Annotated in this window: 21 protein-coding genes and 4 pseudogenes; 12 read left to right on the forward strand and 13 right to left on the reverse strand. The window is 70.4% G+C overall.

The genetic code is table 11. The features are described from left to right. Positions 1-503: pseudogene (locus tag AB0L59_RS22060) on the reverse strand (hypothetical protein); the annotation flags it as partial. A gap of 333 nt (positions 504-836) precedes the next feature. Here AB0L59_RS22060 and AB0L59_RS22065 point away from each other — a divergent pair. From AB0L59_RS22065 to AB0L59_RS22075, 3 genes are all read left to right on the forward strand, one after another. After that, complete coding sequence (locus tag AB0L59_RS22065) at positions 837-1592, forward strand: GPP34 family phosphoprotein (protein WP_365586194.1); 756 nt, start codon at positions 837-839, stop codon at positions 1590-1592. 253 nt (positions 1593-1845) lie between these two features. Continuing rightward, positions 1846-2703, forward strand: a complete 858-nt coding sequence (locus tag AB0L59_RS22070) for a helix-turn-helix transcriptional regulator (RefSeq protein ID WP_365586195.1) — start codon at positions 1846-1848, stop codon at positions 2701-2703. 189 nt (positions 2704-2892) lie between these two features. Then, positions 2893-3084, forward strand: a complete 192-nt coding sequence (locus AB0L59_RS22075; RefSeq protein ID WP_365586198.1) for a DUF397 domain-containing protein — start codon at positions 2893-2895, stop codon at positions 3082-3084. A gap of 132 nt (positions 3085-3216) precedes the next feature. On the opposite strand, the gene AB0L59_RS22080 is transcribed toward AB0L59_RS22075, so the two are convergent. The 3 genes from AB0L59_RS22080 to AB0L59_RS22090 form a co-directional block, all read right to left on the reverse strand. Then, entirely contained in the window at positions 3217-4086 is an 870-nt protein-coding gene (locus AB0L59_RS22080; protein WP_365586201.1) for a MerR family transcriptional regulator, read from the reverse strand. 66 nt (positions 4087-4152) lie between these two features. After that, positions 4153-4641, reverse strand: a complete 489-nt coding sequence (locus AB0L59_RS22085) for a glutathione peroxidase (protein WP_365586203.1) — start codon at positions 4639-4641, stop codon at positions 4153-4155. 43 nt (positions 4642-4684) lie between these two features. Then, a complete protein-coding gene (locus AB0L59_RS22090; protein WP_365586205.1) occupies positions 4685-5719 on the reverse strand; it encodes a winged helix-turn-helix domain-containing protein in 1035 nt (344 codons plus the stop codon). 99 nt (positions 5720-5818) lie between these two features. Here AB0L59_RS22090 and AB0L59_RS22095 point away from each other — a divergent pair, with 99 nt between their 5' ends. Continuing rightward, positions 5819-7081 carry an MFS transporter gene (locus AB0L59_RS22095; RefSeq protein ID WP_365586208.1) on the forward strand — a complete coding sequence of 421 codons (1263 nt, stop codon included), beginning with the start codon at positions 5819-5821 and terminating at the stop codon, positions 7079-7081. On the opposite strand, the pseudogene AB0L59_RS22100 reads toward AB0L59_RS22095, so the two are convergent. Further along, positions 7038-7787 (reverse strand): annotated as a pseudogene (locus AB0L59_RS22100) (slipin family protein); the annotation flags it as partial. The gene AB0L59_RS22095 and the pseudogene AB0L59_RS22100 sit on opposite strands and share 44 nt — an antisense overlap. Before the next feature lie 429 nt (positions 7788-8216). On the opposite strand from AB0L59_RS22100, the gene AB0L59_RS22105 reads away from it, so the two are divergent. Together AB0L59_RS22105 and AB0L59_RS22110 are read left to right on the forward strand one after the other, a co-directional pair. Further along, positions 8217-9359, forward strand: coding sequence for a PP2C family protein-serine/threonine phosphatase (locus AB0L59_RS22105; RefSeq protein WP_365586303.1), 1143 nt, complete (start codon positions 8217-8219; stop codon positions 9357-9359). A gap of 61 nt (positions 9360-9420) precedes the next feature. Continuing rightward, positions 9421-9714: a hypothetical protein gene (locus AB0L59_RS22110; protein WP_365586211.1), complete on the forward strand. Its 294-nt coding sequence runs from the start codon at positions 9421-9423 to the stop codon at positions 9712-9714. A gap of 19 nt (positions 9715-9733) precedes the next feature. On the opposite strand, the gene AB0L59_RS22115 is transcribed toward AB0L59_RS22110, so the two are convergent. Then, positions 9734-10054 (reverse strand): GYD domain-containing protein, encoded by a 321-nt coding sequence (locus AB0L59_RS22115; protein ID WP_365586214.1) that lies wholly within the window; start codon positions 10052-10054, stop codon positions 9734-9736. Between the two features lie 242 nt (positions 10055-10296). On the opposite strand from AB0L59_RS22115, the gene AB0L59_RS22120 reads away from it, so the two are divergent. Further along, the gene (locus AB0L59_RS22120) at positions 10297-10740 is read left to right on the forward strand and encodes an MscL family protein (RefSeq protein WP_365586216.1); all 444 of its coding nucleotides are present in this window, start codon (positions 10297-10299) and stop codon (positions 10738-10740) included. Positions 10741-11368: 628 nt separating this feature from the next. Further along, positions 11369-13333, forward strand: a complete 1965-nt coding sequence (locus AB0L59_RS22125; RefSeq protein ID WP_365586218.1) for an Ig-like domain repeat protein — start codon at positions 11369-11371, stop codon at positions 13331-13333. Between the two features lie 91 nt (positions 13334-13424). Here AB0L59_RS22125 and AB0L59_RS22130 read toward each other — a convergent pair whose 3' ends face one another. Both AB0L59_RS22130 and AB0L59_RS22135 read right to left on the reverse strand, forming a co-directional pair. Next, positions 13425-16457, reverse strand: a complete 3033-nt coding sequence (locus tag AB0L59_RS22130) for a SpoIIE family protein phosphatase (protein ID WP_365586221.1) — start codon at positions 16455-16457, stop codon at positions 13425-13427. 386 nt (positions 16458-16843) lie between these two features. Next, positions 16844-17230: a metalloregulator ArsR/SmtB family transcription factor gene (locus AB0L59_RS22135; protein ID WP_365586224.1), complete on the reverse strand. Its 387-nt coding sequence runs from the start codon at positions 17228-17230 to the stop codon at positions 16844-16846. Between the two features lie 137 nt (positions 17231-17367). Between AB0L59_RS22135 and AB0L59_RS22140 the strand changes: the two genes are divergently transcribed. Next, positions 17368-19350: a heavy metal translocating P-type ATPase gene (locus AB0L59_RS22140; protein WP_365586227.1), complete on the forward strand. Its 1983-nt coding sequence runs from the start codon at positions 17368-17370 to the stop codon at positions 19348-19350. 18 nt (positions 19351-19368) lie between these two features. On the opposite strand, the gene AB0L59_RS22145 is transcribed toward AB0L59_RS22140, so the two are convergent. Then, positions 19369-19491 carry a hypothetical protein gene (locus AB0L59_RS22145; protein WP_365586229.1) on the reverse strand — a complete coding sequence of 41 codons (123 nt, stop codon included), beginning with the start codon at positions 19489-19491 and terminating at the stop codon, positions 19369-19371. A gap of 551 nt (positions 19492-20042) precedes the next feature. Between AB0L59_RS22145 and AB0L59_RS22150 the strand changes: the two genes are divergently transcribed. The 3 genes and pseudogenes from AB0L59_RS22150 to AB0L59_RS22160 all read left to right on the forward strand — a co-directional run. Further along, a complete protein-coding gene (locus AB0L59_RS22150; protein ID WP_365586231.1) occupies positions 20043-20534 on the forward strand; it encodes a DUF2975 domain-containing protein in 492 nt (163 codons plus the stop codon). Continuing rightward, on the forward strand, positions 20534-20755 hold the full coding sequence (locus tag AB0L59_RS22155) for a helix-turn-helix transcriptional regulator (protein ID WP_365586234.1): 222 nt from the start codon (positions 20534-20536) through the stop codon (positions 20753-20755). Before AB0L59_RS22150 ends, AB0L59_RS22155 begins: the two co-directional genes overlap by 1 nt. Before the next feature lie 158 nt (positions 20756-20913). Next, a pseudogene (locus AB0L59_RS22160) lies at positions 20914-20994 on the forward strand (hypothetical protein); the annotation flags it as partial. Here AB0L59_RS22160 and AB0L59_RS22165 read toward each other — a convergent pair. The 4 genes and pseudogenes from AB0L59_RS22165 to AB0L59_RS22180 all read right to left on the reverse strand — a co-directional run. Next, positions 20994-21181 (reverse strand): annotated as a pseudogene (locus tag AB0L59_RS22165) (transposase); the annotation flags it as partial. The pseudogenes AB0L59_RS22160 and AB0L59_RS22165 sit on opposite strands and share 1 nt — an antisense overlap. Positions 21182-22399: 1218 nt before the next feature. Further along, a complete protein-coding gene (locus AB0L59_RS22170; RefSeq protein ID WP_365586237.1) occupies positions 22400-23305 on the reverse strand; it encodes a thioesterase domain-containing protein in 906 nt (301 codons plus the stop codon). Between the two features lie 9 nt (positions 23306-23314). After that, positions 23315-24358: a GNAT family N-acetyltransferase gene (locus AB0L59_RS22175; protein WP_365586240.1), complete on the reverse strand. Its 1044-nt coding sequence runs from the start codon at positions 24356-24358 to the stop codon at positions 23315-23317. Positions 24359-24504: 146 nt separating this feature from the next. Next, positions 24505-25737, reverse strand: coding sequence for an ATP-dependent carboxylate-amine ligase (locus AB0L59_RS22180; protein WP_365586242.1), 1233 nt, complete (start codon positions 25735-25737; stop codon positions 24505-24507). Positions 25738-26216 lie beyond the last annotated feature (479 nt).

Raw genomic sequence — 26216 nt, forward strand, 5'->3', positions numbered from 1 at the left:
CCGTCCTGGCCGTGGGCGTCCGCCGGGCCGTCCTCGGCCGCCGTCGCCTCGGCTTCGCCTTCGAGCGCGTGCGCCTTGGTGCCGGTGTCGGGCTTTGCGTCGGTGTCCGCCTTCGTGCCGGTCTCGACCTGCGCGTCCGCGTCCGCCTCGTTCTTCGCCGCCGACTCGGCGTCACCTTCCGAGTCGGCCTCCGTGTCGTCCTCGGCCCCGGGGGCCGCCTCGGCCTTCGCGTCGGCCTCCGGCTTCTGCTCGGCGTCTGCCTTCTCCTCGGGGGCGGTGGGCTCGGACGTGACGGAGGTCGGCTGCTCGGGTTCCGTCTCCGCGTCGTCCTCGGGCGTCTTGGGGTTGTCGGCGCCGCGTACCCAGGCCGAGACCGCCTTGCGGAGGGCGGCGTCCTCCTCGGGGGTCTCCTCGGCGGCCTCCTCGCCGGTTTCCTCGGGGGTGTTGGCCGGGGCGGCCTTCTTCGCGTCCCGCACCGACAGGATCTTCGTCGCGGTGTCCACGCCACCCGGCGAGGAATCCTTTTCCCGGGCGACCGCGAGGCGCGGGTCGCGTGTCTCGGGAACCGGAGCCGCGCTCCCCGACGTCGGTTCTGCCGACGACTGACGCTGCTTCGACCTGTCGGGGGACTCGCCCGCCACCGATGCCTCCTCATGCGCCGCACGCCTACGCGCGCGCCCTGTCCGAACCATGTACCAGTGTCCTGTGTGAGGGCTTGGCCCCTGCGGTAGACGAGAACGACATACCTACCGGTTCCCTCACGAACCGGTCACGCACCCTCGACAGACCAATGTGAGAGGGGTCACCCTGTCATTCATCCACGCGGGGAGGCATGGATGGGCAGGAGCCGCAGAACACTTCCGGAGGAGCTTCTGCTGCTGGCACTGGACCCGGCCACGGGTACCACTGCACAGCCGCAGTCGCTCGACCTCGGTCTGGCCGGTGCACAGCTAGTGGAGCTGGCGCTGGCCGGACGGATAGCCCCAGACGGGGATCGTATCGCCGTGGTGGTGCCACGGCCGACAGGAGATCCGACTCTGGACTGCGCGTTGGAGTTGCTGCGAAGGCGCGGCGCTCCCGTGCGTGCCGTCCACTGGATCGGCGGGCCCCGGCTGGGGCTCCGTCAGACGTATCTCTCGCATCTGGAGCGGTGCGGCATGGTCGCCGCCGTACCGGGTCAGATGTGCGGGGTGCTGCCGACCACGCGCTATCAGGCGACGGACACCGCCATCAGCCGGGAGATCAGGTCCCGGCTGGATTCCGCGATCCGCACCGGCGTACCGCCGGACCCGCGGACCGCGGCGCTCGCCGCCCTGGCGCACGCCGTCGGACTCGGCAAGCACCTGTACCCGGGGAACGAGGGGCGCTCGTCCCGGTCCCGGTTGCGGGATCTGATCCGGCACGACCCCATGGGCGGCCTTGTCGCGCACGCCGTGATGGACGTGCAGAGCGGTGCGGTCGCACAGCCACGCCGGGGTCCGGCCGCCACCGGCCGGCAGGGCACGGCCGGCGCCAGGTCCGCGGCGGAACCCGCACGCGGGGTTCCGATGCAGCCGCACCACGGATCCATGGCGCGCGCCGTGGCCCACTGAGCCGTAACCCCGGTCCCCACAGACCCGGTTCGGGAGCCGCTGGTCAGAGCGGGGCGGCGAGACCCTCGTGGACTCGCCGTCCCGCTCGACTGCGTCCACGACACCCCTTCGGGTGGCGTCCCGTGGCGAACTGACGCGTACGCGCCGCATATCCACCATTTCCCAGCGGTAGAAAGCACCTTGGTGGCAGTCTGCTCAACAGCAGATACGGAAAGTGTTAAGCAACAGGCAGGCAGCCGGAGGTGCACGTCCCGTGGCGTCCAATGTCAATCCCACCGTCAGGCGGCGCCGGCTGGGCCAGGAGCTGCGCAGGCTCCGCGAGCTCAAGGGCATGACGGCCGAGGAAGTGGCCGAGCGACTGCTCGTGTCGCAGTCGAAGATCAGTCGGCTGGAGAACGGCCGGAGAAGTATCAGCCAGCGCGATGTGCGCGACCTGTGCGGGGTGTACGAGGTCGAGGACCAGCGGATCGTCGACTCGCTGATGGAGATGGCCCGGGACTCGAGACAGCAAGGGTGGTGGCACACCTTCGGCGACATCCCGTACAGCGTCTACATCGGGCTGGAGACCGACGCCGAGTCGCTGCGGGTGTACGAACCCCAACTGGTGACCGGTCTGTTGCAGACCCGCGCCTACGCGGAGGCCCTGGTGCAGGGCGCGCTGCCGGAGACGTCGACCGCCGAGATCGAGAAGCGCGTACAGGTCCGCATGCGCCGACAGGAACGTATCACCGCCGAGAACAACCCGCTCCGGCTGTGGGTCGTGCTGGACGAGGCGGCACTGAAACGTGTCGTCGGCAGCAAGCTGGTGATGCGCGAGCAGCTGGAGCATCTGATCGAGATGTCCCAGCTGCCGCACGTCACCGTCCAGGTGCTGCCCTTCGAGGTGGGCGCCCACCCGGGACTCAACGGCCAGTACGCCATCCTGGAGTTCGCGGACGCGGCCGACTCCAGCGTGGTGTACCTGGAGGGCGTCACCAGCGACCTGTACCTGGAGAAGGCCCAGGACGTGCAGAAGTACGCCGTGATGTACGAGCATCTGCGGGCACAGTCCCTCAATGTGGAGCAATCCCGGCAATACATTGCGAAGGTGGCGAAAGAGTACGCGGACTGAGCCGCTGTCACAGAGGGCGCCGGATCGTACACCGTCGGTCCGGTCCAGCGGAAGGCTCATCTGGAATATGCCATCCGGTCGAGTGAACGGCTACTCCAGCAGCGGCCGTTGCCCGGTAGCGTCGATCACGCCAACCAGACGACAAGGTTGGCGTGAACCGCACTACCGCAACTCGCAACAGGAGTGGACATGGCACTGATTCAGGGCGCTTCGGAGACGTGGATGAAGTCTTCCTATTCCGCGGGCAACGGCGCCTGCGTCGAGGTCAAGTCGCCCACCAACGCCGAACTCGCCGTCCGGGACTCCAAGGTCCTCCAGGGCCCCGTCCTGGCCTTCCCCGCCGACGCCTGGAACGCCTTCGTGGCCTCGGTCAAGGCCTAGGGGGCCCTCCCTGACCTTCGTCAGTGAAGACCCCACGACGAAAACAACTTCACAAGCACCGCCAGAAGAGCCCTCTCGACCAGTCGCCGTCCTTGCCGAGAGGGCTCGGTCACATCCTGCGGTACCGGCTGGTCACCGCACCGGGAACGCCACGTCGCACACCGGGTCCTCGGGTCCCGACGCGTCCCAGTCCGCGAAGTAGATCTCGCGGCTGGGAGCGGTCATCTCGAGCCCCTCGCCGGCCACCCACTGCTCCACCGCCTCGAAGGCGGCCAGGATCTGCGGATGCGCCACCTGCGCCTTGGTGATCCGGGTGTAGGCCAGCCGGGCCGCCGGCTCCACCCGCACCGTCGTCTTCCAGGCCCGCCCCTGCCCGGCGGCCCAGGCCCGTGCCGCCGCCTCGTCGGCCACCGGCACACAGGACTCGACCGGGCCGTCGCTCTCCATCGACACCTCGGAGTGGTAGACCACGAACGGCGCGCCCGTCACGCCCCCGCACTCCCGCGCGGCCTCCTCCAGCCGGCCGAACGACGCGCCGATCCACGTCGGCAGTTCGTCCGCCAGCGTGTGCCGCGACTCGGTGATCACCACCTGCGCCGGCACGTCCACGGTCTCGATCACGAACTTCTCGTACATCTCGGAGGTCCTCCCCGACAGCCGTCCACGGAGGTACTCGGCGAGGGTCCGCTGCCCGGCGACCCGGGCCTCCACGGCCGTCCAGTAGGCGGCGAGCCGCCCGGCGGCCTCGGGACCCTCGGCACCGAGCACCTCGGCGATCCGGGCCAGCGGCATGTCCAGCTGCCGCAGCAGGGCCACCAGCCGGGCGGACTCCACCTGGCCGGCGCGGTAGTAGCGGTAGCCGGTCACCTCGTCGACGTGCGCGGGTGCCAGCAGGCCGAGCCGGTCGTACAGGCGCAGCGCCTTGGCCGACAGCCGGGCCCGCGCGGCGAACGCGCCGATGCTGAGCAGGTCGTGGTCGTCCACCGTGTCATCCTCCGTCACCGGGCGGATCCGCCGCCCGGTGACCGGGACGTTCACCCCTGCCCCAGGGGCAGGGTCAAGCGGTGCTCAGCCGAGCTGGGCCTCGATGGCCGCCACGACCGCGTCCGACTCCGGCTCGGTCTGCGGCGAGAAGCGGGCGACGACCGTGCCGTCCCGCCCGATCAGGAACTTCTCGAAGTTCCAGCGGATGTCGCCGGTGTGCCCCTCGGCGTCGGCGACGCCCACCAGCCGCTCGTACAGCGGGTGCCGGCCCTCGCCGTTCACCTCGACCTTCTCGGTGAGCGGGAAGGTCACGCCGTACGTCGCCGAGCAGAACTCCGCGATCTCCTCGGCGGTGCCGGGCTCCTGTCCGAGGAACTGGTTGCAGGGCACGCCGAGCACGGTGAAGCCGCGGTCGGCGTACCGCTCCTGGAGCTTCTCCAGGCCCGTGTACTGGGGGGTGAGGCCGCATTTGGAGGCCACGTTGACGATGAGGACGGCTTTTCCGGCGTACTGGGGGAGGTTCGCGGGGCCGCCGGTGAGGGCTTCGATGTCGACACTCAGGACATTGGTCATGTGCGGATGCTATGCGCTGCACGGGGAGGGGCTGGGAGGGGTGTCACGGCCGTCGGCGGCTGCGGGTGCGCCGCGGCTGGTCGCCCGGTTCCTCCCGCTCCTTCGGCTGGGGGTGTCCCCCCGCTTCCACCAGGACGTCCCCCGCCGCCGTCCTCCCGTACAGCACCGAGCGCCCCGCCCGGCGCCGCTCCACCAGCCCCGCCTCCCGCAGCACCTTCAGATGGCGGCCCACCGAGCCCAGCCCCTGCCCGGTCAGCGCCGTCAGCTGGGTGGTGCTCAGAGGGGAGGCCAGGAGGGTCAGGACCGTGGCGCGGGCCGGACCGAGGAGGGCGCCCAGGGCGGAGGGGGCGGCCCGCTCGGTGGGGTGGGCGAGGGCGCCGGTGCACGGGTAGACCGCCGCGTAGCGCACCCCGTCCTCCCAGGCCACCCAGCCCGCCCGCTGCACGGTCACGGGTACGAAGACCAGCTCGGCGCCGGAGATCTCGCGGGGCGGGTACTCGTGCGGATTGATCTGGAGCCGGTTCTCGCCGAGCCAGCGGGTGCGCCCGGGGCGCAGCGCGTCCAGCACGCTCACCCAGCCTCCCTGGCTCACCTGCGCGGTCCGCGCGACCACGTCCGCCTCCAGCACCCGCCGACGCCGTTCCCAGGACGGCCGTACGGTCGCCTCCCACACCCACTCCAGCAGCGCGGCCGCGCGCTCGGGCAGGTCGTCCCGGTCCAGCTCGGCGGGGAGCGGGCCGGCGAGGGAGGTGCGCAGATGGGCGCGGGCGGTGTCCGGCGGGGTGGTCCGTACCCGGGCGACCGCGTCGGCGAACCGCTCCCCGTCCCGGGGCGTCGGCGTCAGGAAGTCGGCGATCCACTCCCGGCCGAGCCCCGCCCCCACCAGGCGCGCGGTCACCGGCTCGGCCGCCAGCCGCGCCCGGTGGGAGGGCAGATGGGTGCGCAGCCATTCCTGTTCACCGGGGTGCGCGGCGTCTCCCGCGTGCAGCAGTTTCAGACAGGCGAAGGTCTCGGCGAACGGCGAGACGACGAACCGGCTGCGGGCGAGCGTGTCCGCGTTCAGCTGCCACCACCCCACCTCGGCCCCCCAACGGTCGTCCGGCCCCTCGCGCTCCGACCTTTCGCACTGCGGCGAAACAATAACGGGCCCGCACGTGACCGGCCGAGACTCCGGGGCATGACCAGCTACCGATCCCTGTTCCGCACCCCGGAGTTCACCCCTCTCTTCCTCGGCTCGGCCGCGCAGACCGCCGCGCAGACCGTCGGTGGCCTCGCCCTCGCCACGCTCGTGTACCGGGCGACCGGATCGCCGCTGCTGTCGGCGGTGAGCATGTTCGGCCCGTCGCTCGCCCAGGTGCTGGGCGCGACCTTCCTGCTGTCCGGTGCCGACCGGCTGCCGCCGCGTACGGCGCTGTCCGCGATCGCGCTGGTCTTCGCGGCCGGTACGGCGGTCCAGGCGCTGCCCGGCCTGCCGGTCGCCGCGGTCTTCGCGGTCGTCCTGGTGCTGGGCCTCGTGGCCTCGCTCGGCGGCGGGGTCCGCTGGGGCCTGCTGAACGAGGTGCTCGACCGCGGCGGCTATCTGCCGGGGCGTTCGCTGTTCAACATGATGAGCGGGCTGATGCAGATCACCGGGTTCGCGACCGGGGGCGCCCTGCTCGCCGTGCTCTCCCCGCGCGTGTGCCTGCTGCTGGCGGCGTCCCTGTACCTGACGGCGGCGCTGGTGCTGCGCCTCGGCCTGACGGCTCGCCCGCCCCGGACGGCGGGCCGGCCCTCCCCGTCGGCGACCTGGCGCACCAACGCCCTGCTGTGGTCGTCCCGCCCACGCCGCCTCACCTATCTGGGCCTGTGGCTGCCCAACGGGCTCGTCGTCGGCTGCGAGTCGCTGTACGTGTCGTACGCGCCGCACGCGGCCGGCACCCTGTTCGCCTGCGGGGCGTTCGGCATGTTCGCCGGGGATGTGACGGTGGGCCGGCTGCTCCCGCCCGCGGTACGGCGCCGGCTCGCCACCCCGCTGCTGCTCCTGCTGGCGACGCCGTACCTGGTGTTCTGCGCGTACCCGCCGCCGGCGGTGGCCGCGGTGTGCGTCACGGTCGCCTCCGTGGGCTTCGGGGCGAGCCTGGTCCAGCAGGAGCGGCTGATGGACCTGACCCCGGCGGAACTCGCCGGTCACGCCCTGGGGTTGCACTCCTCCGGCATGCTGACCCTGCAGGGCGCGAGCGCCTCGCTGGCCGGCACGGTGGCCCAGCTCACCTCGCCCGCCGTCGGGATGACGGTGATGGCGGCGGGCTCGGTGTGTGTGACGCTGGCGTTGGCTACGGCCGCTCGGCGCTCTCCTGCTCCGCAGCCGGAGCCTGCTGCTGCCGAGGCGTGCCGAGGTCGGAGCCGATCTTCTGCGCGGCCCGGTCGAAATAGCGCAGCAGTTCGACGGGGAAGGGCATGACGAGGGTGGAGTTCTTCTCGGCGGCCACCTCGACGACCGTCTGGAGGAGCCGCAGCTGCATGGCCTCGGGCGTGTCCGACATGATCCGGGACGCGTTGGCGAGCTGCTGCGCGGCCTGGAACTCGCCGTCGGCGGTGATGACCCGGGCCCGCCGCTCCCGCTCGGCCTCGGCCTGCCGCGACATGGACCGCTTCAGCGACTCCGGCAGCTGTACGTCCTTGATCTCGACGCGGTCGATGTGGATGCCCCACCCCGCGGCGGGACTGTCGATCATCAGGGCGAGCCCCTCGTGCAGCCGCTCCCGGTCGGAGAGCAGGTCGTCCAGGTCGCTCTTGCCGATGATGGACCGCAGCGAGGACTGGGCGACCTGCCCGACGGCGAAGACGTAGTCCTGCACCTCGATGGCCGCGCGCACCGGGTCGATCACCCGGAAGTAGACGACCGCGTCGACCTTCACCGACACGTTGTCCTTGGTGATGCCCTCCTGGGTGGGCACCGGCATGGTCACGACCTGTACGTTCACCTTGCGCATACGGTCGGCGAAGGGGATCAGGAAGGTGACGCCGGGCTGCCGGTGTTCCGGCAGGGCCTTGCCCCACCGGAACACGACCCCGCGCTCCACCTGGTTCACCACCCGCATCCCGCTCTTCAGCACGAGCAGCGCCAACAGCGCCACCACGACGACCGCCACCACGGTGCCTTCCATGGCACTCCATTCCTCGCAACGGCACGGACACCGGGAAGGACACCGGGTGTGGCCGAACGGATGCGGCGACGCGCGTCATGAGTACGTCAAGACTCCTCCGGACACCGGCCGACCGACCGGTCCACCACGACGGCGACCCCCCGTACGTGGCCCGTCACCCTCCCCTCCCGGCCCGCACCCTCCCCTCCCGGCCCTCCTGCCGAGGGCGGGTTCCGTGGGCGGAGGCCGCCCGCACGACGGCGCCCCCCCGGCTGGGCCCCCTCCGCGATCATGACGGCCTTGCCCAGCCTCTGCGACGGTTCGGAGAGCCGGCCCGCCCCCGCTCTTCCGCGCCGTCTTCCGCCGGTGTCGCCCGAGGCCACAGCCCCCTGCCGTTCGTCAGGTGTCGCCGGCGGTGGCACTGTGGAAGATGTGAACGCAGGGCACCGCATGGCTGGTGTGCGGCAGCCGCGGCAGTCGAGCCCCGCGCTGTTGTCGGTCCCGATCGCGCTCATCCTGGTGATCACGGCGGTGGACCAGCTGGTCCCGGGGGACATCCACCTCGGTCCGCTCCTGGTCATCGCACCCGCGCTCACCGCATCGTTCGCCGGTGCCTGGCTGACCGGGCTGATCGGGTTCCTGACCGTGGCGGCGCAGGCGTACATCGGCTGGCACTTCGGCGCGTTGTTCTCGCGCAACGTGCTGGTGCAGATCCTCGCTCTGGCGGTGCTGTCGGCCCTGATCGTGTTCTTCTGCCTGGTGCGCGAGCGACGTCAGCGCCAGCTGGTCCAGCTGCGGTCGGTCGCGGAGGCGGCGCAGCACGGCCTGCTGTGGCCGTTGCCGGAGCGGATGGGCTCTTTGCGGATCGCCTGCCTGTACATGGCCGCCGAGGACGAGGCACAGATCGGCGGTGATCTGTACGCGGCAACCCGCGTCACCGGCGGGGTGCGCATCATGATCGGAGATGTGCGGGGCAAGGGCCTGTCCGCCATCGGCGAGTCCGCCCTCCTGCTGGGGGCCTTCCGTGAGGCCGCCCACCGGCACGCCACCCTCCCCGATCTGGCCGCCACCCTCGAGCAGAGCGTGAACCGCTACCTGGCCGACTTCGAACCGCCCGCCGAGGCCGGGGAACGCTTCGCCACCGTCCTGCTCCTGGAACTCCCCGACGACGACCACATCATCCGCATGATCAGCTGCGGACATCCCCCTCCCTTGCTGCTGAGCCCCGGTAACTCCCTGACCGTCCCCAGCCTGCACCCCGCGCCGCCGCTGGGGATCACCGAGTCGGGACCGGACGCGTACACCATCGACGTGGCTTCCTTCGAGCCCGGCGACACCCTCCTTCTCTACACGGACGGCGTCATCGAAGCCCGCGACGCCGCAGGCCGCTTCTACCCCTTCGAGGCCCGGGCCGCCCAGTGGAACAAGGCAGGCCCCACATCACTGCTTCACCACATCCAGCGCGACCTGCTCGCCCACACCAGCGGTGGCCTCAACGACGACGCGGCTCTCGTCGCGGTCCACCGCGAGCCCGACCCCCACCACCGCCACGGGAATGTCGTCCACACGGGCGGATTCGGTCACGCCTCCTGAACCGGACGTGAGGGAACAGCCGACCGCCGGGCGACCGCGGGGAAGGTGACAGGATCGGCTCATGAGCACCGAGACGGACTGGGTGTACCGGGTGGACGAGCCGCACGGCTCCGAGGGCTGGCGCCCCTACGGCGAACATCCCGAGCGGTGGCGGGGGACCGTCACCTCCGACGATCCGAAGGAGGACGCCGAGTACGTCGCCGCCCTCGTCGTCACCGACCTGGTGTCCGAGTGGGACCGCCTGGGCGCCGTTCAGAAGCACGTGCGCGTGATCGTCTGGGAGGACGAGGAAGGCGCCGGCCCGGAGGACGCGGCGTTCACGGTCGAGATCCAGCCCGCCCTCGACGGGGAGTGACCAGCCGGGCCGGCCCGGATCACGCGCCGGGAGGGCGGAACGCGACCCGACGGCGGGCGGCCTCGTCGATCTCGTCGACGGTGAGGAGGGGAGTGGCCCGGGTGTGGAGCGCGCCGCTGGCCTTGACACTGAGGCTGACGGCGGCCATGGAGACCGGGTCGGGGAAATCGAGGATGCACACGAGGTCCTCCTCCCCGAAGGCGAAGTACATGGCCTCGACCGTCCCGCCGAGGCCGGCAACGACATGGTCGACGGCGGCCCGGCGGCCGCTTCCGCCTTCCTCGAGCAAGCCCTTCGTCCCCTCGGGCGTGTAGGTGGCCTGGATGAGGAACTTCGGCATAGGGGCTCCCTGCCCGTGACGTGTCGGGTACGCAGAATGGCCTTCCCGCCACCACGTCGGCTGCCGATCGACGAACGGCTGGATTCACTCGTCCGGCCCTTTTCCCCACTCCCGCGGCAGGAGCCCGAGCTTCAATCCAGGGAAGAGTGCATCCCGCGTCCGCGCCGCGACGCTCAAGGTGTGCCGAAGAATGTAGCGTGCTGCCCGACCCCGATCAGGGGCCCTGTCGCGAGGAGCCTGGAATGCTCAAGGGTTTCAAGAACTTCCTGATGCGCGGCGATGTCATCGTCGTAGCCGTAGGCCTTATCGTCGCATTGGCTTTCAGTACCCTGATCAAGGCATTCACCGATTTTGTGATCAACCCCATCATTGCGCGTGCTCAGGGCAGTCATTCGGTGGGATTGGGATGGCAACTCGGTCGAGCGGGCAACAAGGCCACGTACCTCGATATCGGTTCCTTCATCTCGGTGGTCATCTATTTCATCATCTTCATGGCCGTCGTCTACTTCCTCATCGTCGTACCGTACAAGCATTATTCGGCGCGGCGCGGTTCACTGGTCTTCGCGGAGCCGGGGCCCGTCAAGACGTGCCCGGCCTGCCTGTCCGAGGACCTGCCGGCGGCTGCTGCCAAGTGTCGGTACTGCGGCACCGAGCAGCCGCGGGCGACCGGAACGCCACGACCCTGAGATCCGAGGGGCCGACCGACTCCTCCTGCCCGGCACCATGCGGACCGCTGCCGGCGATGCCCCGGACGTGGCCGCCGCCTCCGCCCGGGGCGCGGCCGGCGAGCTGGTTCTCGCCCTGTACGGTCGCATTCCGGTGGACTCCCTGAGGCTCGAGGGCGAGCGAAGCCGTCGATCTCTGTGACGTAGTGGTGCCCGGCGCGCACGGCGCGGGCTCAGATGGCCGGTTGGCTGACGTCGGCCGCCTCCTCCCTCGTCAAGCGCGGCGGGTGGGCCCGCCGTTGGCTGCCGGCACGTAGGCGACGGCTCCGAACCGGCGGACGCCGGCGTCTCGATGGTGCCGCCGAGGACCTGCTCGGGTCGGGGCAGGGCGGCTTCGTACGGTGGGACGGCGCGCTCCAGGCCCTCCGCCTCCAGGCAGCCACGGGCGAGGTCGCAAGCAAGCGTGTGCTGCGGATCGCCTCTCACCCGAAACCCCCTCCTCAACTGTCACAGGCATGCCATACGCTGCCTCCAGCAGCCGCGCCCCGCGCATCACCGCAGTCCAGCGGTCATGTCCGGGTGCAGCGCGGCGCACTCAACTCCCCGGTCGCGCACCGGGTCTCCTTGTGGGGGTAACAGCACTGTGCGTATGCGCAGCATTTCGACCGCGACAGCGCTTGCGGTCCTCTTCGGCTCGGCGGCGCTGAGCCTCGGTGCGGCCGGCACCGCCTCGGCCGCTTCGGCCGCCCATGTCACCGCGCCCGGCGGCCTCGCGGTGGACGGCGCCGTGAAGCGGGTGTTCGTCGGTGACAGCACCAACGGCACTGTCACGGCCGCCGACTACTCCGGTGCCGTCCTCGGTTCGGTCGGCGGAGTCACCGGCGTCAGCGACCTCGCGGTCTCGGACGACGGCGCGACCGTGTACGCGGCCGCGCCCGAGATCCACGAGATCTGGGCCATCGACGCGAACACGCTCGACGTCAAGGCCCGCTACACCGTCTCCACCAACACCGGCCCGCGCCATGTCGCCTTCAGCGGCGGCAAGGTGTGGTTCTCCTACGGCGACCAGTGGGACGGCGACATCGGCTCCGTCGACCCGTCGGTGGACCCGGCGAGCGGCACCGACCCGGTGACGCTGCAACAGTTCCCGACCGAGGGCACCTCGGTCGGTATCTGGGGCCAGGCCCTGCTGGACACCGACCCGTCCCAGCCGGGCATCCTCGCGGTCGGCGAGACCGGGCTGTCCACGGACTCGATGGCCGTACTCGACGTCTCCAGCGGCAAGCCCGCCCTGGTCGCCTGGCACTTCGGCGACTACTCGCTGAACAACGGCATCGGGGACATCGACCTGGTGCCCGGCGGCAAGCAGGTGCTGGTCAACGGCAAGGACCGGGACGCCTACGCGGACGGCAAGTTCAAGGCCGCCGGCTCCTACCCCAGCGGCCAGCTCGCCGACATCGCCTCCAACGGACTTGTCGCCCAGGTCAACGGCGGCAAGATCCTGACGTACCAGCCGAACGCCACTCTGCCGCTGCACACCTACGACGAGGGCACCTCGCGCACGGCCGACCTCGCCTGGGCGCCGGACGACTCCCGGCTCTTCGCGCTCGTCGGCACGGACGTCGAGGACGGCGGCTACACCCTCAAGGCGCTCACCGACCCGGCGCTGAACAACCCGGCCCTGACGGTCAACGCCCCGGCGACCGCGACCCGTGCCAAGGCGCTCACCGTCACCGGCAGGCTGACCGCGTCGGTCCCGCTGCCGGCCGGCGCGAAGCTCCAGGTCACCCGGGTCGACCTGGACTCCCCGAACGGCAGGGCGCTGCCCGCCGTCACGGTGAGGTCGGACGGCACGTACTCCTTCTCCGACACCCCGCCCGCCGGCGGCACGGTCACCTACAAGGTGACGTACACGGGCGACGCCGCGCACTCGGCGGTCACCGCGACCGACAAGGTCGACGTGTCTCGCGCCTCGACCTCGCTGAGCCTGAACAACAACGGCAAGGTGTACGCCTACGGCACCGACGTGAAGTTCACGGCGCACCTCGGTACCACGTACAAGAACCGCACGGTCGAGATCTGGGCCAACCCCTACGGCGGCGACAAGCCCAACAAGCTGGTCAAGACCGGAACGGTCGACTCCCACGGCAACATCTCCGCGACGGTCGCCATGACCCGCGACACCGACGTCACCGCGGTCTTCAAGGGCGACGCCCGCTACAACCCGAAGACGGTCAAGTCCACGGGCTACGCCCAGGTGAAGAACTCCACCGTGGTGTCGAAGAACTACAAGACGGCCAAGATCGGCACGACGACGTACTACTGGTTCCACAAGAACACCGACCCGCTGCTCACCACGACCATGTCGTACTACCCGGGCCGCAAGCAGCGCGTCGACCTGCAGATCTACTCCGCCGGCAAGTGGTACACCGCCGAAGGCAGCCCGCAGTACTTCAAGCTCGCCTCGAACGGCAAGTCGGCCGTGAGCCTGGGCGCCCCCGGCAAGTCCGGCATCAAGGTGCGCATGCGCTCGTCGTATGTCAACAACTCCTCGGGCGACAACGTCAACACGACGACGTACGGCTCGTGGAAGTACCTGTACTTCTCCAACTAGCCGGCCTCCCACCGAAGGCCACCGCCGGGGCACGTCCGCCCGGCGGTGGCCGTTCGTCGTGGTGCCGAACGGCGATGTGCGAGGTCGAAGGTCAAACCGAGGCGGTGGGGAGGGGCTGTTCGGTCCAGATGGACTTGCCGGTACGGGTGTGGCGGGTGCCCCAGCGCTGGCAGAGCGCGGAGATGAGCTGCAGGCCGCGGCCGCCCTCGTCGGTGGCGGAGGTCTGGCGGATGTGCGGCGTGGTCAGGCTGGCGTCGGAGACCTCGCAGATCAGTGCGCGGCTGCGGAGCATGCGCAGCCGCATGGGGCCGCAGGCGTGCCGGATGACGTTCCCGACCAGCTCGCTGACCAGGAGTTCGGTTGTCATGACCATGTCCTCATCGGTCAGGTCCCAGTCGGTGAGCTGGGCGCGGACCAGCTCACGGGCCCGGCCCGCAGCCACCGGATCCTCGGGCAACGGCCACTCGGCGACGTTCTCCGCGTCCAGCGGGTGGGTGCGGGCCAGCAGCAGGGCGGCGTCGTCCGTCAGCGCGCCGTGGGCGGGGAGGAGAGCGGAGGTGAGGGAGGCACAGAGGGCGTCCAGATCGGACGCGTCCGCCCGTGACGCCGGCATGGCGTTCACGGACTGGAAGAGGAGCTCGGCCAGGTGGTTCATGCCGGTGGTGACATCCCTGTCCTTGCTCTCGACGAGGCCGTCGCTGTACAGGGCGAGCAGGCTGCCGACGGGCAGTGGGGTCTCCAGCGTCTCGAAGGGCGGAGCGGCCACCCCCAGGGGCGGGTCCGGGGTCATGGACAGGAAGGTGACGGTGCCGTCGGGGTGGGCCACCGCCGGGGGCGGCTGACCGGCGCTGGCGTACGACAGACACCCGCTGACCGGGTCGTAGATGCCGTATATGCAGGTCACGAAGGTGTCGTTGCCCAGCTCGCCGACGATGTCGTTGAGGTGGCCGAGGATTTCGTCGGGCGGCAGCTCCAGCTCCGAGAGGGTGCGGACGGCTGTGCGGAGCCTGCCCATGGTGGCGGCCTCGGCCATGCCGTGGCCCATGACGTCGCCGATCACGAGCGCCACCCTGGCCGCGGAGAGGGGGATCACGTCGTACCAGTCGCCGCCGACGTCGGCTCCCTGTTTGGCCGGGTGGTAGCGCGCCGCCGTCGTCACCTCGGGCAGCGTGGGCAGAGCCTGTGGCAGCAGGCTGCGCTGGAGGGTGCGGGCGCGGGTCGTCGCCTCGTCGTACAGTCCGGCTCGCTCCAGGGCCTGCGCGACCAGTCCGCTGAGCGCGGTCAGCAGCGTCCGTTCGTCGTCGTCCAGGACCCGCGGTCGGCCGAAGGAGATCACCGCCGCGCCGATCTCGCGCCCCGACACCGCCAGCGGCAGAAAGGCCCACGCCTGCTTGTCGCTCTCCCGGATCAGGGTCTCGGCCCCCGGATAACGCTTCAGGAACTCCTCCGAGGAGGAGATGAAGAGGGGGGTGCGGGCGTGCAGGGCGTCTCCCACCGGGTTCATGGTGTCCCGCACCGACCAGTGCCCGTCCAGCAGTCGGGTGAAGCGCTCCGCGTATCCGCGGGAGCCGACCACGTTCAGCCGGTCGCCGACCACGTCGAGCATGATGAGTCCCGCGGCCCCGAAGGGGGTCATCACGCCGTCGGCCATCGCCGCCATCACATCCTGCGCCGTGACGGCCTCGGCCAGCTCCCGCGTGACCCGCTGCACCAGGGCCGCCCGCTCCGCGGACGCCCGCTCCGCGGCGGCCCGCTCGACCTCGCGCAGATGCCGCTCGGTGGTGTCGGTGATGTAGAGCGTGAGGCCTTCCGGCACCGGCACCAGCCGCAGGTGGTACCAGGACGTCCCGTCCGCCCCCGGTACGTCGAATCCGGCCGGCCGGCCCTCGGCCGCCGTCGCCTGGCAGCGTTCCCTCAGCCCGGGCACGGCACGTACCGCGGGGATGTTCCACAGCAGGGCTCCGGCCACGTCCCCCGCGGCGCCGAGGAGCCGCTCGGCGGCCTGGTTGAGAAATCCGATGCGCCAGTCCGTGTCCAGGGAGACGAAGCCGTCGCTCATGTGGCGCAGCGCCCGGCCCACCGACTCGGCGGCAGCGTGCGTTTCGCTGCTGTCCCGGAGGGTGCCGATCACCTTGACCGGCGCCCCTTCCCCGTCCGTGATCGTCCGGGCACGCGCCTCGATCCAGAGGTACGTGCCGTCCTGGCGCCGGACGCGGTACTCGTTCTGGAAGCCGCCGCGGAGCTGGATTCCCGTGTCGAAACCCGCTACCGCCCCTGGTAGGTCGTCCGGGTGGATCAGCGCCGCCCACGCCTCGATGCCCCCGCTCATCACCTCCGGATCGATGCCGGCGAGCACCTCCTCGACGGGCCGGTCGGAGGTCAGCTCGCCGGTGCGCAGGTCCCAGGTGTACGTGACGGAGGGCACGCCTTCCACGTCCCACGGAGGGGCGGGCTCGCGCGGTCCAGGCTCGTTCTCCAGGGCCCGCAGCAGGGTGGCGGACGGGTTGAGGATCCCGGACGACGCGAGTCTCCCGGACATCCAGACCGCCACCTCTTCCAGAAACACGGACTCCGTCGCGCCGGGCTCGTCGCCCGGGGCGAAGAGGACGGAGAGCGCGCCGCGTCGCCGGCCACAGCCCGGAACGGGGACGGCCAGGTGGCCGATGCCGACGGGGAGCCGGGAAGGCCACAGGGCGGCGGGGTCCCGGCCGGGCACGGGGTCGGGCGGGGCCAGGTCGGGCTGCCAGGTGGTGGTGTCGTGGCGGGCGGCTCGGCTGGGCGGCGCCGTGCCCCGCACCGGGATGATCAGCCAGGGCCGGGTCATCGACTCCGGCAGACCACTTCCGGCGACCATGTAGAGGATGCCGCTCATGCCGCCGCCCGGGAGATGCACCATGCCCCCCAGGCCCTGCACCTCGGCCACCGCCTGCTGGAGCGCGGTCAGCAGCACTTCGACATCGCGCCGGTCCTCGTCGACGGCGTCGAGCAGCCGCATCCGCATGCGCAGTCGCTCCGGGGGCCTTACGGCCCGTATGGTCCGCAGGCTCTGCGGTTGGTGCAGCGGATGGGGGACGGGGGGTATGGACGGGCCGGTGTTGTCCGCATCGCCGCTTCTGGTATCCACCACTGCCGACTGTCGCCTCCGCTCACCGTCAGGTACCCGCTGGGCCACATGCGATCGGATGTGGACCTGGAGCGATCTACATCCGTCAAATCCATCCTAATCGGAATAACTTAGGTGATTTCATCTGCCCTGGGGAGCCCTTCGCGTGCGTCAACCGAGGGTGCCGTCAGCTCACCCTTCGTTACCCCCGAGGACCTTGTCCGCCGGTTCGGCCCGGCGGCGTCACCGGTGGTCCGTCGAGCCGGCGACAGGGATCAAGGCCGTGGCTCGCAGTGGCCGCCGCTCAAGGGCGCCTGTGCGGGGCGCTGGTGGCTCGCCTGCAATGGTCCGGGTGCCCGACTTCGGCGCCGGTCACGGTCCCGGGGTGAGGTGGTCCCGAGGTCTGCTCAGCGCGCCTCGGCCGCGGCCACCGTGGTGGCCGCGGCGTCGCGCAGGCCGAGGCGCAGGTGCTCGACGTGGTAAAGAGCCTGTTCCAGCAGTTCGGCGACGTGGTTGTCGTAGAGCGCGTAGATGATGGAGCGGCCGCGGCGTTCGCCGGTGACCAGGCCGAGGTTGCGCAGCAGGCGCAGCTGGTGGGAGCAGGCGGACTGTTCCATGCCGACGGCGTCGGCGAGGTCGGTCGCCGCGCAGGGGCCCTCTTGGAGGCGGGCCAGGATCCGCAGCCGTGAAGGGGTGGCCAGCGCCTGGAGGGTGGCGGCCACATCAGCGGCGCCGACGGTTTCGAGGCGCTGGCGCGCGCTGCCGGTGGTCTTGCCTGTGTCTCCGTGGCCCATGGCCTTCATCCTACGGAGCACAACACATGAACGCATGAATGCCTCTTCATGCGGTCCTGTACGGTGGGGGGAGCGGTGCCGCGCTGCCCGGCGGTCCGCTGTCCTGCCGTGCCGTCGTGAAGGACTCTCCCGCTCCCATGACTTCCATCCTTACTGCGCCCGCGGCCGACAAGGCTGCCGCGTCCCCACACGGCGGTGGTGCGCCCCGGCGCCGTACCCGTGTCCTCGCCTTGCCCGAGGCCCGCTGGGCGGCGGCTGCCCTCGTCCTCTTCCTGATCGCGCTGTCCCTGCAGCTGACGGGCGCCGCGGCGTGGGCGTGGGGTCCGCTGTACGCACTGACTTACGCGGCCGGCGGCTGGGAACCGGGCCGGGCCGGCCTGCAGGCGCTGTGGGAGAAGACCCTCGACGTCGACCTGCTGATGGTCGTCGCGGCGCTCGGGGCGGCGGCGATCGGGCAGGTGATGGACGGGGCTCTGCTGATCGTCATCTTCGCGACCTCGGGCGCACTGGAGGCACTGGCAACCGCCCGGACGGCCGACTCCGTGCGCGGCCTGCTCGACCTGGCCCCGGCCACGGCCACGAGGCTGGCGGACGACGGCGCGGAGGAGACCGTTCCGGTCGAGGGTCTCGCCGTCGGCGACACGATTCTCGTACGGCCCGGTGAACGCATCGGCGCCGACGGCCGGGTGTCGGACGGGGCGAGCGAGGTCGACCAGGCCACCATCACCGGTGAACCGCTGCCGGTCGCGAAGGAGCAGGGCGACGAGGTCTTCGCCGGAACCCTGAACGGCACCGGCGCCCTGCGGCTGCGGGTCGAGCGTGACGCCTCCGACTCCGTGATCGCCCGGATCGTCCGCATGGTCGGGGAGGCGTCGGAGACCAAGGCGCCGACCCAGCTGTTCATCGAGAAGGTCGAACAGCGTTACTCGCTGGGCATGGTGGCGGCGACCCTCGGTGTGTTCCTCGTGCCGCTCGCCTTCGGCGCGGACCTCACCGCCTCGCTGCTGCGGGCCATGACCTTCATGATCGTCGCATCGCCCTGCGCGGTCGTGCTGGCGACCATGCCGCCGCTCCTGTCGGCCATCGCCAACGCCGGACGACACGGCGTCCTCGTCAAGTCCGCCGTGGTCATGGAACGTCTTGGCGAGGTCGACGCGGTGGCGCTGGACAAGACCGGCACGCTGACCGAGGGCACCCCGCGCGTCACCGACATCCGGCCCCTGGCCGGCTCCGGCATGACCGAGGAGGAGCTGCTGAGGCTGACGGCCGCTGCCGAGCACCCGAGCGAGCACCCGCTGGCCCGCGCCGTGGTGGACGCCGCCCGCGAGCGAGGACTCGACCTCCCCGTGGCCGAGAACTTCGACTCCACCCCGGGCATCGGAGTGCGTGCGATCGTGGACAGCCGTCGGCTCGAGGTCGGCACACCGGCCCGCCTGCTGCCCCAGGAGACGGACACCCGCTCCGCGCCGGCCGCAGCCCTTGTCGCCGGGCTGGAGGACGACGGCCGGACCGCCGTACTGGTCACGGCGGACGGGAAGCCCGTGGGCGTTCTCGGCATCGCGGACCGGCTCCGCGCCGACGCCGCCACCACCGTCCACGCGCTGACCTCCTTCACCGGAACGGCCCCCACACTGCTGACCGGCGACAACCAGCGTGCCGCCGCCCGCCTCGCCGCCGAGGTCGGCATCGAGGACGTGCGCGCCGGCCTGCTGCCCGAGCACAAGGTGGCGGCGGTCAGGGCGGTCGCGGACACCGGGCGCAAGGTGATGGTCGTCGGCGACGGCGTCAACGACGCCCCCGCCCTGGCCGCCGCGCACACCGGCGTCGCCATGGGCCGGGCCGGCTCCGACCTCGCCCTGGAGACCGCCGACGCGGTGATCGTCCGCGACGAGCTGGCGACCATCCCCGCCGTGATCTCCCTCTCCCGCCGGGCCCGCAAGCTCGTGGTGCAGAATCTGGTCATCGCCTCCGTCTTCATCACCGGCCTCGTGGTGTGGGACCTGGCCGGGCACCTCCCGCTCCCGCTCGGTGTAGCCGGCCACGAGGGTTCCACCGTCATCGTCGGTCTGAACGGTCTGCGGCTGCTGCGCGAGGCCGCCTGGAAGCGCGCCGCCGAGTGAGCCGCCGTAGGAAGGCCTTCACGGCGCCTTCCTACGGCCGGGCGTGTATCCCTCGGCCTGGGTGCTTTCGTCGGCGACGCGCACGCCGTAGCGGTAGGCGAGCTTGCCGTCCAGGAATGCCGCGACACCGAGCACCGCCACGCCGAGCGCGGACAGGACGAGCCGTCCGATCCCGACGCTCGCGCCGCCGGTGTGGTCGCCGTGGCGCCAGGAAGTTGACGACGTAGGCGGCGGTCACGAGCAGGTTCAGCGGCATGTGCACCAGGGCGGTGCGGAAGGCCGGGGTGCCGGCGGGGATGGCGAACAGGTCGAGGAATCCGACCACAGGGCGGGGCCGACCTGCTGCCCGGCAAGGCCGTCGACGGCTGCACCGGCACCGCGTTCGGACCGGTGCCCCGCACCACCGGCACCGAGCAGGACGGTGTCGTCGTGCTCCGTCGCCACCGGCTTCGGACGACCGACGAACGACCACCGAGTCGAGTGCAGCCCGGAGCCCGGCTCGGACCTGCCCGAAAGCCCGGTCTTCCGTACGGATGCGCGGCCGCCGGCGGTCGGCGGCGTGGTCCCCCCTGCCAGGGCTTCGGCGTGGTCGAGCGGCGTCCGGTTTGTGCTCAGCGAGGCCGACTTCGACCCTTGCTCCATCTATCGAATCTCGATAGATTTCCATCGCAACTCGTTGGAAGGATGGGTCGATGGGAAAGCTGGCAGTGCGTGCGCTGCGTGCCGTGCTCGTGGTGGTGCTGGCCGGCACGGTGTTCGTGCAGGCATCGATGGTGTGGGTGTTGGTCAGCGGGAGCGACCCGGAGGATGGGTCGCTCCCGCTGACCCCGTTGCGCGTGATCACGATCCTGGGCATGGTGGCGGCCCAGGTCGCCCTGGTCTGCGTATGGCGGCTGGTGGCGATGGTGCGACGCGGAACCGTGTTCTCCCACGCCGCCTTCCGGTACGTGGACGCCGTGATCGGCGCGATCGTGGCGGCGGCCCTCCTGTGGTTCGCGGTCACGGTCATCAATGCGCCGGGCCAGCGTGACGACCCGGGCGTCACCGTCATCATGGGCGGGGTCGGTGTGGCCATCCTGGGGGTCGCGCTCATCGTGCTCGTGCTGCGGATGCTGCTCGCCCAGGCCGTCGCGCGCGATGTCGAAGCGGCGCAGATGCAGGCCGAGTTGGACGAGGTGATCTGATGCCGATCGTCGTCGACATCGACGTGATGCTGGCGAGGCGGAAGATGTCCGTGGGCGAACTCGCGGACCGCGTGGGGATCACGCCCGCCAACCTGGCGGTCCTCAAGAACGGCCGCGCCAGGGCGGTGCGCTTCGCGACGCTCGCCGCGCTCTGTGAGGTGCTCAAGTGCCAGCCGGGCGACCTGCTGCGCTGGGAGGCCGAGGACGTCGCGGGCGAATGAACCGTGCCTGCGGTGCGTGATCGCCGATCCCGCCCGTCTTTGACCAACTCCGCGAGCATCCCGGGGCCGTACCCGAGGAGATCCCAGGCCTGCTGGAGCGGCCGGCCGAGGTGCCCGACCCGCGAGATCCGCGCGGCGTACGGCACGCCCCAGTCGTCGTGCTCGCGCTGACCGCGTGCGCGGTTCCGGCCGGAGCGACCTCCCTGCTTGCGGCGGCTGGGTGGATCAACGACGCCCAACAGCCCACAGTCTCCGCCGGCACGTCCCGCCAGGCGACACCGGTCCGCAGCACGAACAGGACGCCGGCGAGTGCTGTTCGGTCAGGTACACGCAACCGCCCGGGATGCCGGTGGCGTCGTTCGGGAGGGGCGGCAGCAACGGGGCCACCCGATCCCACAGGTCGTCCGGAACAAGATCAGCACGCACCCGGACACCCTGCCGACCGAGATCGTCGAGTACAAGACCCGCGGCATCTCAGCGCGACTTGCATGCAGGGTCTGGCGTCAGTTCGCCAGATCGAGCGCTCAGCCCGAGCGCCCTCCAGCGGAAGGTGGTCTCGGAAGTACTCCGACTCCAACCACTCCTCCTTCACGAAGAGCGGACGGGTCAGGCGCGCTGCCCCGACCTGCTGCGAGCGCAAAAGAACCCCGAGACCAGTCAGGGAAAGCGAGTCATCAGGCGTGTGGAGCAGACAGCTCCCATGCTCCGCAGCGTGGTCAAGCGGGAACTGCCGGCCCTGCTCCGGATCGCTTCCCCCCAATGGGAAGCCAGACAGGAAGACCTGCGGACCGGTGACCGCATCCAGCGCAACACAGGCGAGCTTGCCCGCGTCGTAGAACGCTTTCACCCCATCCGGGAAGTCCTCCTGCGCATACGGACCGCCAACCCGTTCCTGCGGTCCAGGGACCAAAAGCGCCTGGGCGACCTCGGCCGGAGACATCCCGAACTGCAACGGACCCACACCGGCCCACGACCGCAGCTCCCAGCACTCCTGCTCCGCATTACGCCCATCCATCCACTCCTACGTTCCGACCGGTCCGGACCAAGCCGCACACACAAGGCCATAGGCCAAGGTGCCAACTCAGCTGTACAAGTCCCAACAGGATTGCTGCTCTCGGCCGGAATCATTCTCAAACGATCAGTCAGTCGATGGCACGGTGCATCGACGGGTCGGCCGCACCGGGCTGGGTCGCAGCGCTCACGGGGCTCATTGCTGTAGTCACCGCAGCACTGCTCGCGTGGAATGGTGCCACTGGGGCTGCTGCCACAGTCGCTGCAGTCGGCAGTGGGTCGTCCCTGGTGGGCAGCATCCACGTCAGGGTCACCGTCCGTAGAGGACTTCCGTGCGGCAACGAGCCGACGACGTGTGACGCCGTTGACCGGTCCCTGCAGACCATTGGCATAGGACCACGCGCCGGCCGCAGCTCGCCGGGGGCGTCGTGGTACAGGCCGACGCGGTCCGCACCCAGTTCGAGGCCGTCGCCGACATGCCCGGCAAGCAGTAGCGCCGCAGCGACGTCGTCCAGGTTCTCCCGACGACGCGCTCCCGCGGCTGGTCGCCGCGTGCTCGCCTTCCCTCGCCGCTACGCGGCCCCTGTCACGCCCGCAGCAGGAGCCCAGGCCAGGGGAGCCTGCTCTTGCCGTTCAGTCCCGGGCCTCCTGCATGCCCAGGGCGGCGCGGAGGGTGGCGAGTACCTCCTTCTGTCTCGGGAACAGATAGAAGTGGTCTCCGGCGAATTTCCTCATCCGGAACTCGGCCTGTGTGGCCCCCGACCATTCGGCCATCTCCGCGTCGGTCGCGTAGGGGTCGGCTACCGCGCCGAGCGCCAGAACCGGTGTCACTGCGAGGGGTTCCGCCAGGGGCGCGTAGGCCTCGAGCAGGGTGAAATCAGCGCGGATGTAGGGCAGGACCAGATCGCGCAGCTCCGGATCCTCCAGGACCAGAGCATCGGTGCCTCCCATCTTTGTCAGTTCTGCGGCGAAGGTCGCGTCGTCCAGCCCTGCGATGGGTGGCCTGCTGTCGGCGACCTGCGGCGAGCGGCACGCCGAGGCGAAGAGATGAACGGGGGCCCGACCGATCTCCTCGAGATGACGAGCCGCCTCATAGGCGACCAGAGCACCCAGGCTGTGCCCGAACAGGGCCGTCGGGCGCTCGTCCAGCGTGGCGATCGCTTCGCCGACCTCGCGGCCGAGCTGCTCCAGGTCCTCGGGGAACGGGTCTCCGAAACGATCGGCCCGACCCGGATACTGGACACCGAGCACCTCGATGTCGGGTCCCATGGTCCAGGAACGGTAGGCCGCGGCGGAGCCGCCCGCGTGCGGGAAACAGACGAGCCGCGCCTGGGCACCGGGCAGGGGCCGGGGGCAGCGGAACCAGGTGTCGGGCGAGGTCCGCGGAGCGCGACGCGTTTTCAATTCCCTACCGTCTCTTCCGTGTCCGAGTGAATCACCGGCGACGACCCCTGCTCCGACGATCGCGGCCTCGGCGGGTGGGCTGTCAGGCATGCGTTGCCCTTTCGTCTGGGCGAAATGACGAACCTCGTTGGCCACCGGAGGCTTTCACAGGCAGAGGCTCCACTGGACGGTGCACCAGTCCGGATGGTAGGCCGCGGGCATGAGCCCTTCGAGCCGCCATCCACTCCCTTGCATGAGGGCAGTGATCGCGGGTGACGCCGGGAGATGCGTATAGAGCTTCCGGCCCAGGGTTCCGAAGAGCCGGGGGATCTCGTCGAGCATGAAGCCGAACGCTTCGCCTGACTTCGCGCACAGCGGCATGAGCTTCACCGGGTCGCCCTTCTTGGGGCCGGCGGCGACGGTTCCCTGGATCGCCCCGGACGAGTCGACCGCCACGTGGATTATTTTGTATTTCTGATTGAGGTCCCTGCCGAAACGGCGCTTGTGGCCGTCGAACAGCGCCCGGACCCAGTCGTCGTCCACGCCCTGGAAGGCACTGGGCATCGTATCCAGGATGAGATCGCGCACCACGGCCGCGTCGCCGTCCTCGAACAGGCGCATGCGCAGGTCACACGGTGACTCGCCGTCTGCCGGAACGAGTCCGCGGTAGAGGATCAGCTCGGTCATGCCGGGCTTGTACTGGCTCGGCGACTCCCCGGCGAGCCTGAACCCGTGGCGCGTGAAGAACGTGATGGCCGGTGTGTTCTCCGCGGCGACCGTGCAGTAGAGCTGCCGAGCGCCCTGCTCCCAGGCGAAATCCAGGGCGGTACGGAGGAGTACGGTCCCGAGACCGTCGCGCCGGCGATGGCTCGGAATCAGGATCAGCGGGCTGATCTTGACAGTTCCCTGCCGTTTGACCGCGAGGTGCAGGACACCCAGTCGCTGCGCTCGCGGAGAGCCGTCCGACCAGAGGACGAAAGTTCGCTGCGCCACTGAGAAATGGCCGTAGCTGTCGGTTCCCGCGGCGAGATGAGCGTCGAGGACCCTGTCCGCGTGCGCCTCGTGATCCCCGTCGTAGAAAGGGTCGAGACTTGACGCGAAAATGCTTCTCAAGAATTCCCGGTCGTCTTCGGTCGCGAGCGCTACGACGGGACCAGACGGACAGGGTGAGGCTTCGTCGCTGAATGCATTACTGGTGAGGATTGTCATCGAACATCAACCTTGTCTGGTCGGGCAATGTAAGACGCATTCGGGTGATCTCCGGGACGCGTGAGCGGCGCGTCAGGCGGGTCGTTCGCCCTGTTCGCGGCGGGGGTCCTGCTGTCACTGGAAGAGTCGGCCGCAGGCGGAGGCCTTCATGACGGGTCCTCCGTCACCAGTTCGAAGGCGTCCAGGACCCCGTTCATCCGGTCCTCCACGATCTGACGGGACGGGCCGACGATCTGCACGTAACCGGCGGAGGCGTGGGAGGCCCGCTGATCCGGCAGGTCGTCGCCGCTCGCCACGTTCATCCGGCCGCGCACCACCCCGGGCATGGAGAGCAGCGTCTCCAGGGGCGTGACCTTGACGACGCGACCGGGCTTGTAGGGGAGCAACAGGTCTCCGGCGCAGCGGGGCGCCGAGTACTCCAGCGAGGGCACGCGGCCCAGGTAGGTGTCGAGTGTCGCGGCCATCATGTCGAAGTTCCGGGCGAGCCCATGGTTGGAGGGCAGCTCGCAGCCGGCGAGCCTGGCTCCCACCTCGCTCATGTGGATGCCGCCGTCGTCCGATCGGAAGAACTCCATGTGCAGGTAGCCGTGGTCGATGCGCATTCCGTCGACGATGCGCTGCACCAGTTTCCGGACCAGTTCCTGCTCGTCGGTGCCCAGTTCGTCGTCGACGCCGAGGCTGATGGAGCCGTTGATGCCGCCGTGGACGGTCTCCAGCAGCGCGCACGGCGTCCACGAGACGTAGGTGTCGAGGACCCGGCCCTGAGCGACGAGCGCGCACAACTGGTACTCGCGTCCGGTGAGGAACTCCTCCACCATCCACCGCCGTGAGGGAGGCAGGGGAAGGAGCCTCGCGAGATCGTGCTCGTCGTCGAGCTTGTAGGTGTCGATGGAAGACCAGCCGTCGACCGGCTTGAGGATGAGCGGCCAGCCGTGCGCGGCGGCGAAGCCGAGGACGTCGTCGCCGTCCGTGACCTCGGCGAACTCCGCGCAGGGGATGCCGATTTCCCGGAACCGCCGCTTCATCGCGGTCTTGTCCCGGACCCAGGAGACCTGCTCGGCGTCGAGGTGCGGCAGGCCGACGAGGCCGGCGAACCGGTGGGAGATCTCCTGCAGGGGCTCCTGTGGGTTGCAGAAGTGGGCCGGTCGTGCCGGGAGCCCCGCCACCCAGGTGAGGTAGCGCTCAGCCTCCCGCCGGATGTCGGCGTCGGCGGCGATGGTGAACGTGGGGATGTCCGCCGTGCGCAGCAGGTGGTCGGTGGGCAGTGCGGAGAGGTGCTCCTCGAACCTCAGGAGGACGAGGTCGAGATCGTCCCGGCTCAGGACGTGATCGGTGAAGGTGCCGGGCCGGCCATCGACGAGCAGGAGGCAGGGACGCATGACTTCTCTCCGGAGAGGACGGAGCGGACGAGGTCGCTGAAGCGGATCTGTTCTTCGGACGAGTACTCGGGCGTGACCGGGATGCTGGACGTGCGGGCCGCCGGCAGGCCCCTGGTCCGGGCGAATCCGTCACGGGAGATCGCGCACGGGTCGCCCTCGGCGCGGTCCCCCCGGGGGGAAAAGCCGTCGGGACAGAGCGACGTGCGGTCTCTTGGGACAGGGTGGTCGGGAGGACATCGCTCAGGGCGTCCTGCGGGGTCGCGTGGTCGCGTTCGGGGTCCGGCAACCGCTGCGAGCCGTGGTCGTGGTGGCTGCGCAGGGTCTTCCGCTCCGCGTTCTCACGGACGTACGCCGGCCCGCCCGGTCATGGAGTGAGCGATGCGGCGTGATGGAACCGCAGGCTCCCGCGCACCCTCTGGTGCCGGCCGTGGCACCGTCCGGGCGGACTGCGCCCGCGGCCTGGGCGCAGTCCTCACGGG

Origin of the sequence: Streptomyces sp. NPDC052109, assembly GCF_040680195.1 — a bacterium.
GTDB lineage: Bacteria > Actinomycetota > Actinomycetes > Streptomycetales > Streptomycetaceae > Streptomyces.

Bases quoted from the DNA above. Each gene is read 5' to 3' on its own strand.
- AB0L59_RS22180 (WP_365586242.1), bottom strand. From the start codon at position 25,737: ATGCGTCCCTGCCTCCTGCTCGTCGATGGCCGGCCCGGCACCTTCACC.
- AB0L59_RS22095 (WP_365586208.1), top strand. From the start codon at position 5,819: ATGACCAGCTACCGATCCCTGTTCCGCACCCCGGAGTTCACCCCTCTC.
- AB0L59_RS22115 (WP_365586214.1), bottom strand. From the start codon at position 10,054: ATGCCGAAGTTCCTCATCCAGGCCACCTACACGCCCGAGGGGACGAAG.
- AB0L59_RS22065 (WP_365586194.1), top strand. From the start codon at position 837: ATGGGCAGGAGCCGCAGAACACTTCCGGAGGAGCTTCTGCTGCTGGCA.
- AB0L59_RS22120 (WP_365586216.1), top strand. From the start codon at position 10,297: ATGCTCAAGGGTTTCAAGAACTTCCTGATGCGCGGCGATGTCATCGTC.
- AB0L59_RS22075 (WP_365586198.1), top strand. From the start codon at position 2,893: ATGGCACTGATTCAGGGCGCTTCGGAGACGTGGATGAAGTCTTCCTAT.
- AB0L59_RS22175 (WP_365586240.1), bottom strand. From the start codon at position 24,358: ATGACAATCCTCACCAGTAATGCATTCAGCGACGAAGCCTCACCCTGT.
- AB0L59_RS22110 (WP_365586211.1), top strand. From the start codon at position 9,421: ATGAGCACCGAGACGGACTGGGTGTACCGGGTGGACGAGCCGCACGGC.
- AB0L59_RS22135 (WP_365586224.1), bottom strand. From the start codon at position 17,230: ATGGGCCACGGAGACACAGGCAAGACCACCGGCAGCGCGCGCCAGCGC.
- AB0L59_RS22140 (WP_365586227.1), top strand. From the start codon at position 17,368: ATGACTTCCATCCTTACTGCGCCCGCGGCCGACAAGGCTGCCGCGTCC.
- AB0L59_RS22125 (WP_365586218.1), top strand. From the start codon at position 11,369: ATGCGCAGCATTTCGACCGCGACAGCGCTTGCGGTCCTCTTCGGCTCG.
- AB0L59_RS22085 (WP_365586203.1), bottom strand. From the start codon at position 4,641: ATGACCAATGTCCTGAGTGTCGACATCGAAGCCCTCACCGGCGGCCCC.
- AB0L59_RS22105 (WP_365586303.1), top strand. From the start codon at position 8,217: ATGGCTGGTGTGCGGCAGCCGCGGCAGTCGAGCCCCGCGCTGTTGTCG.
- AB0L59_RS22155 (WP_365586234.1), top strand. From the start codon at position 20,534: ATGCCGATCGTCGTCGACATCGACGTGATGCTGGCGAGGCGGAAGATG.
- AB0L59_RS22150 (WP_365586231.1), top strand. From the start codon at position 20,043: ATGGGAAAGCTGGCAGTGCGTGCGCTGCGTGCCGTGCTCGTGGTGGTG.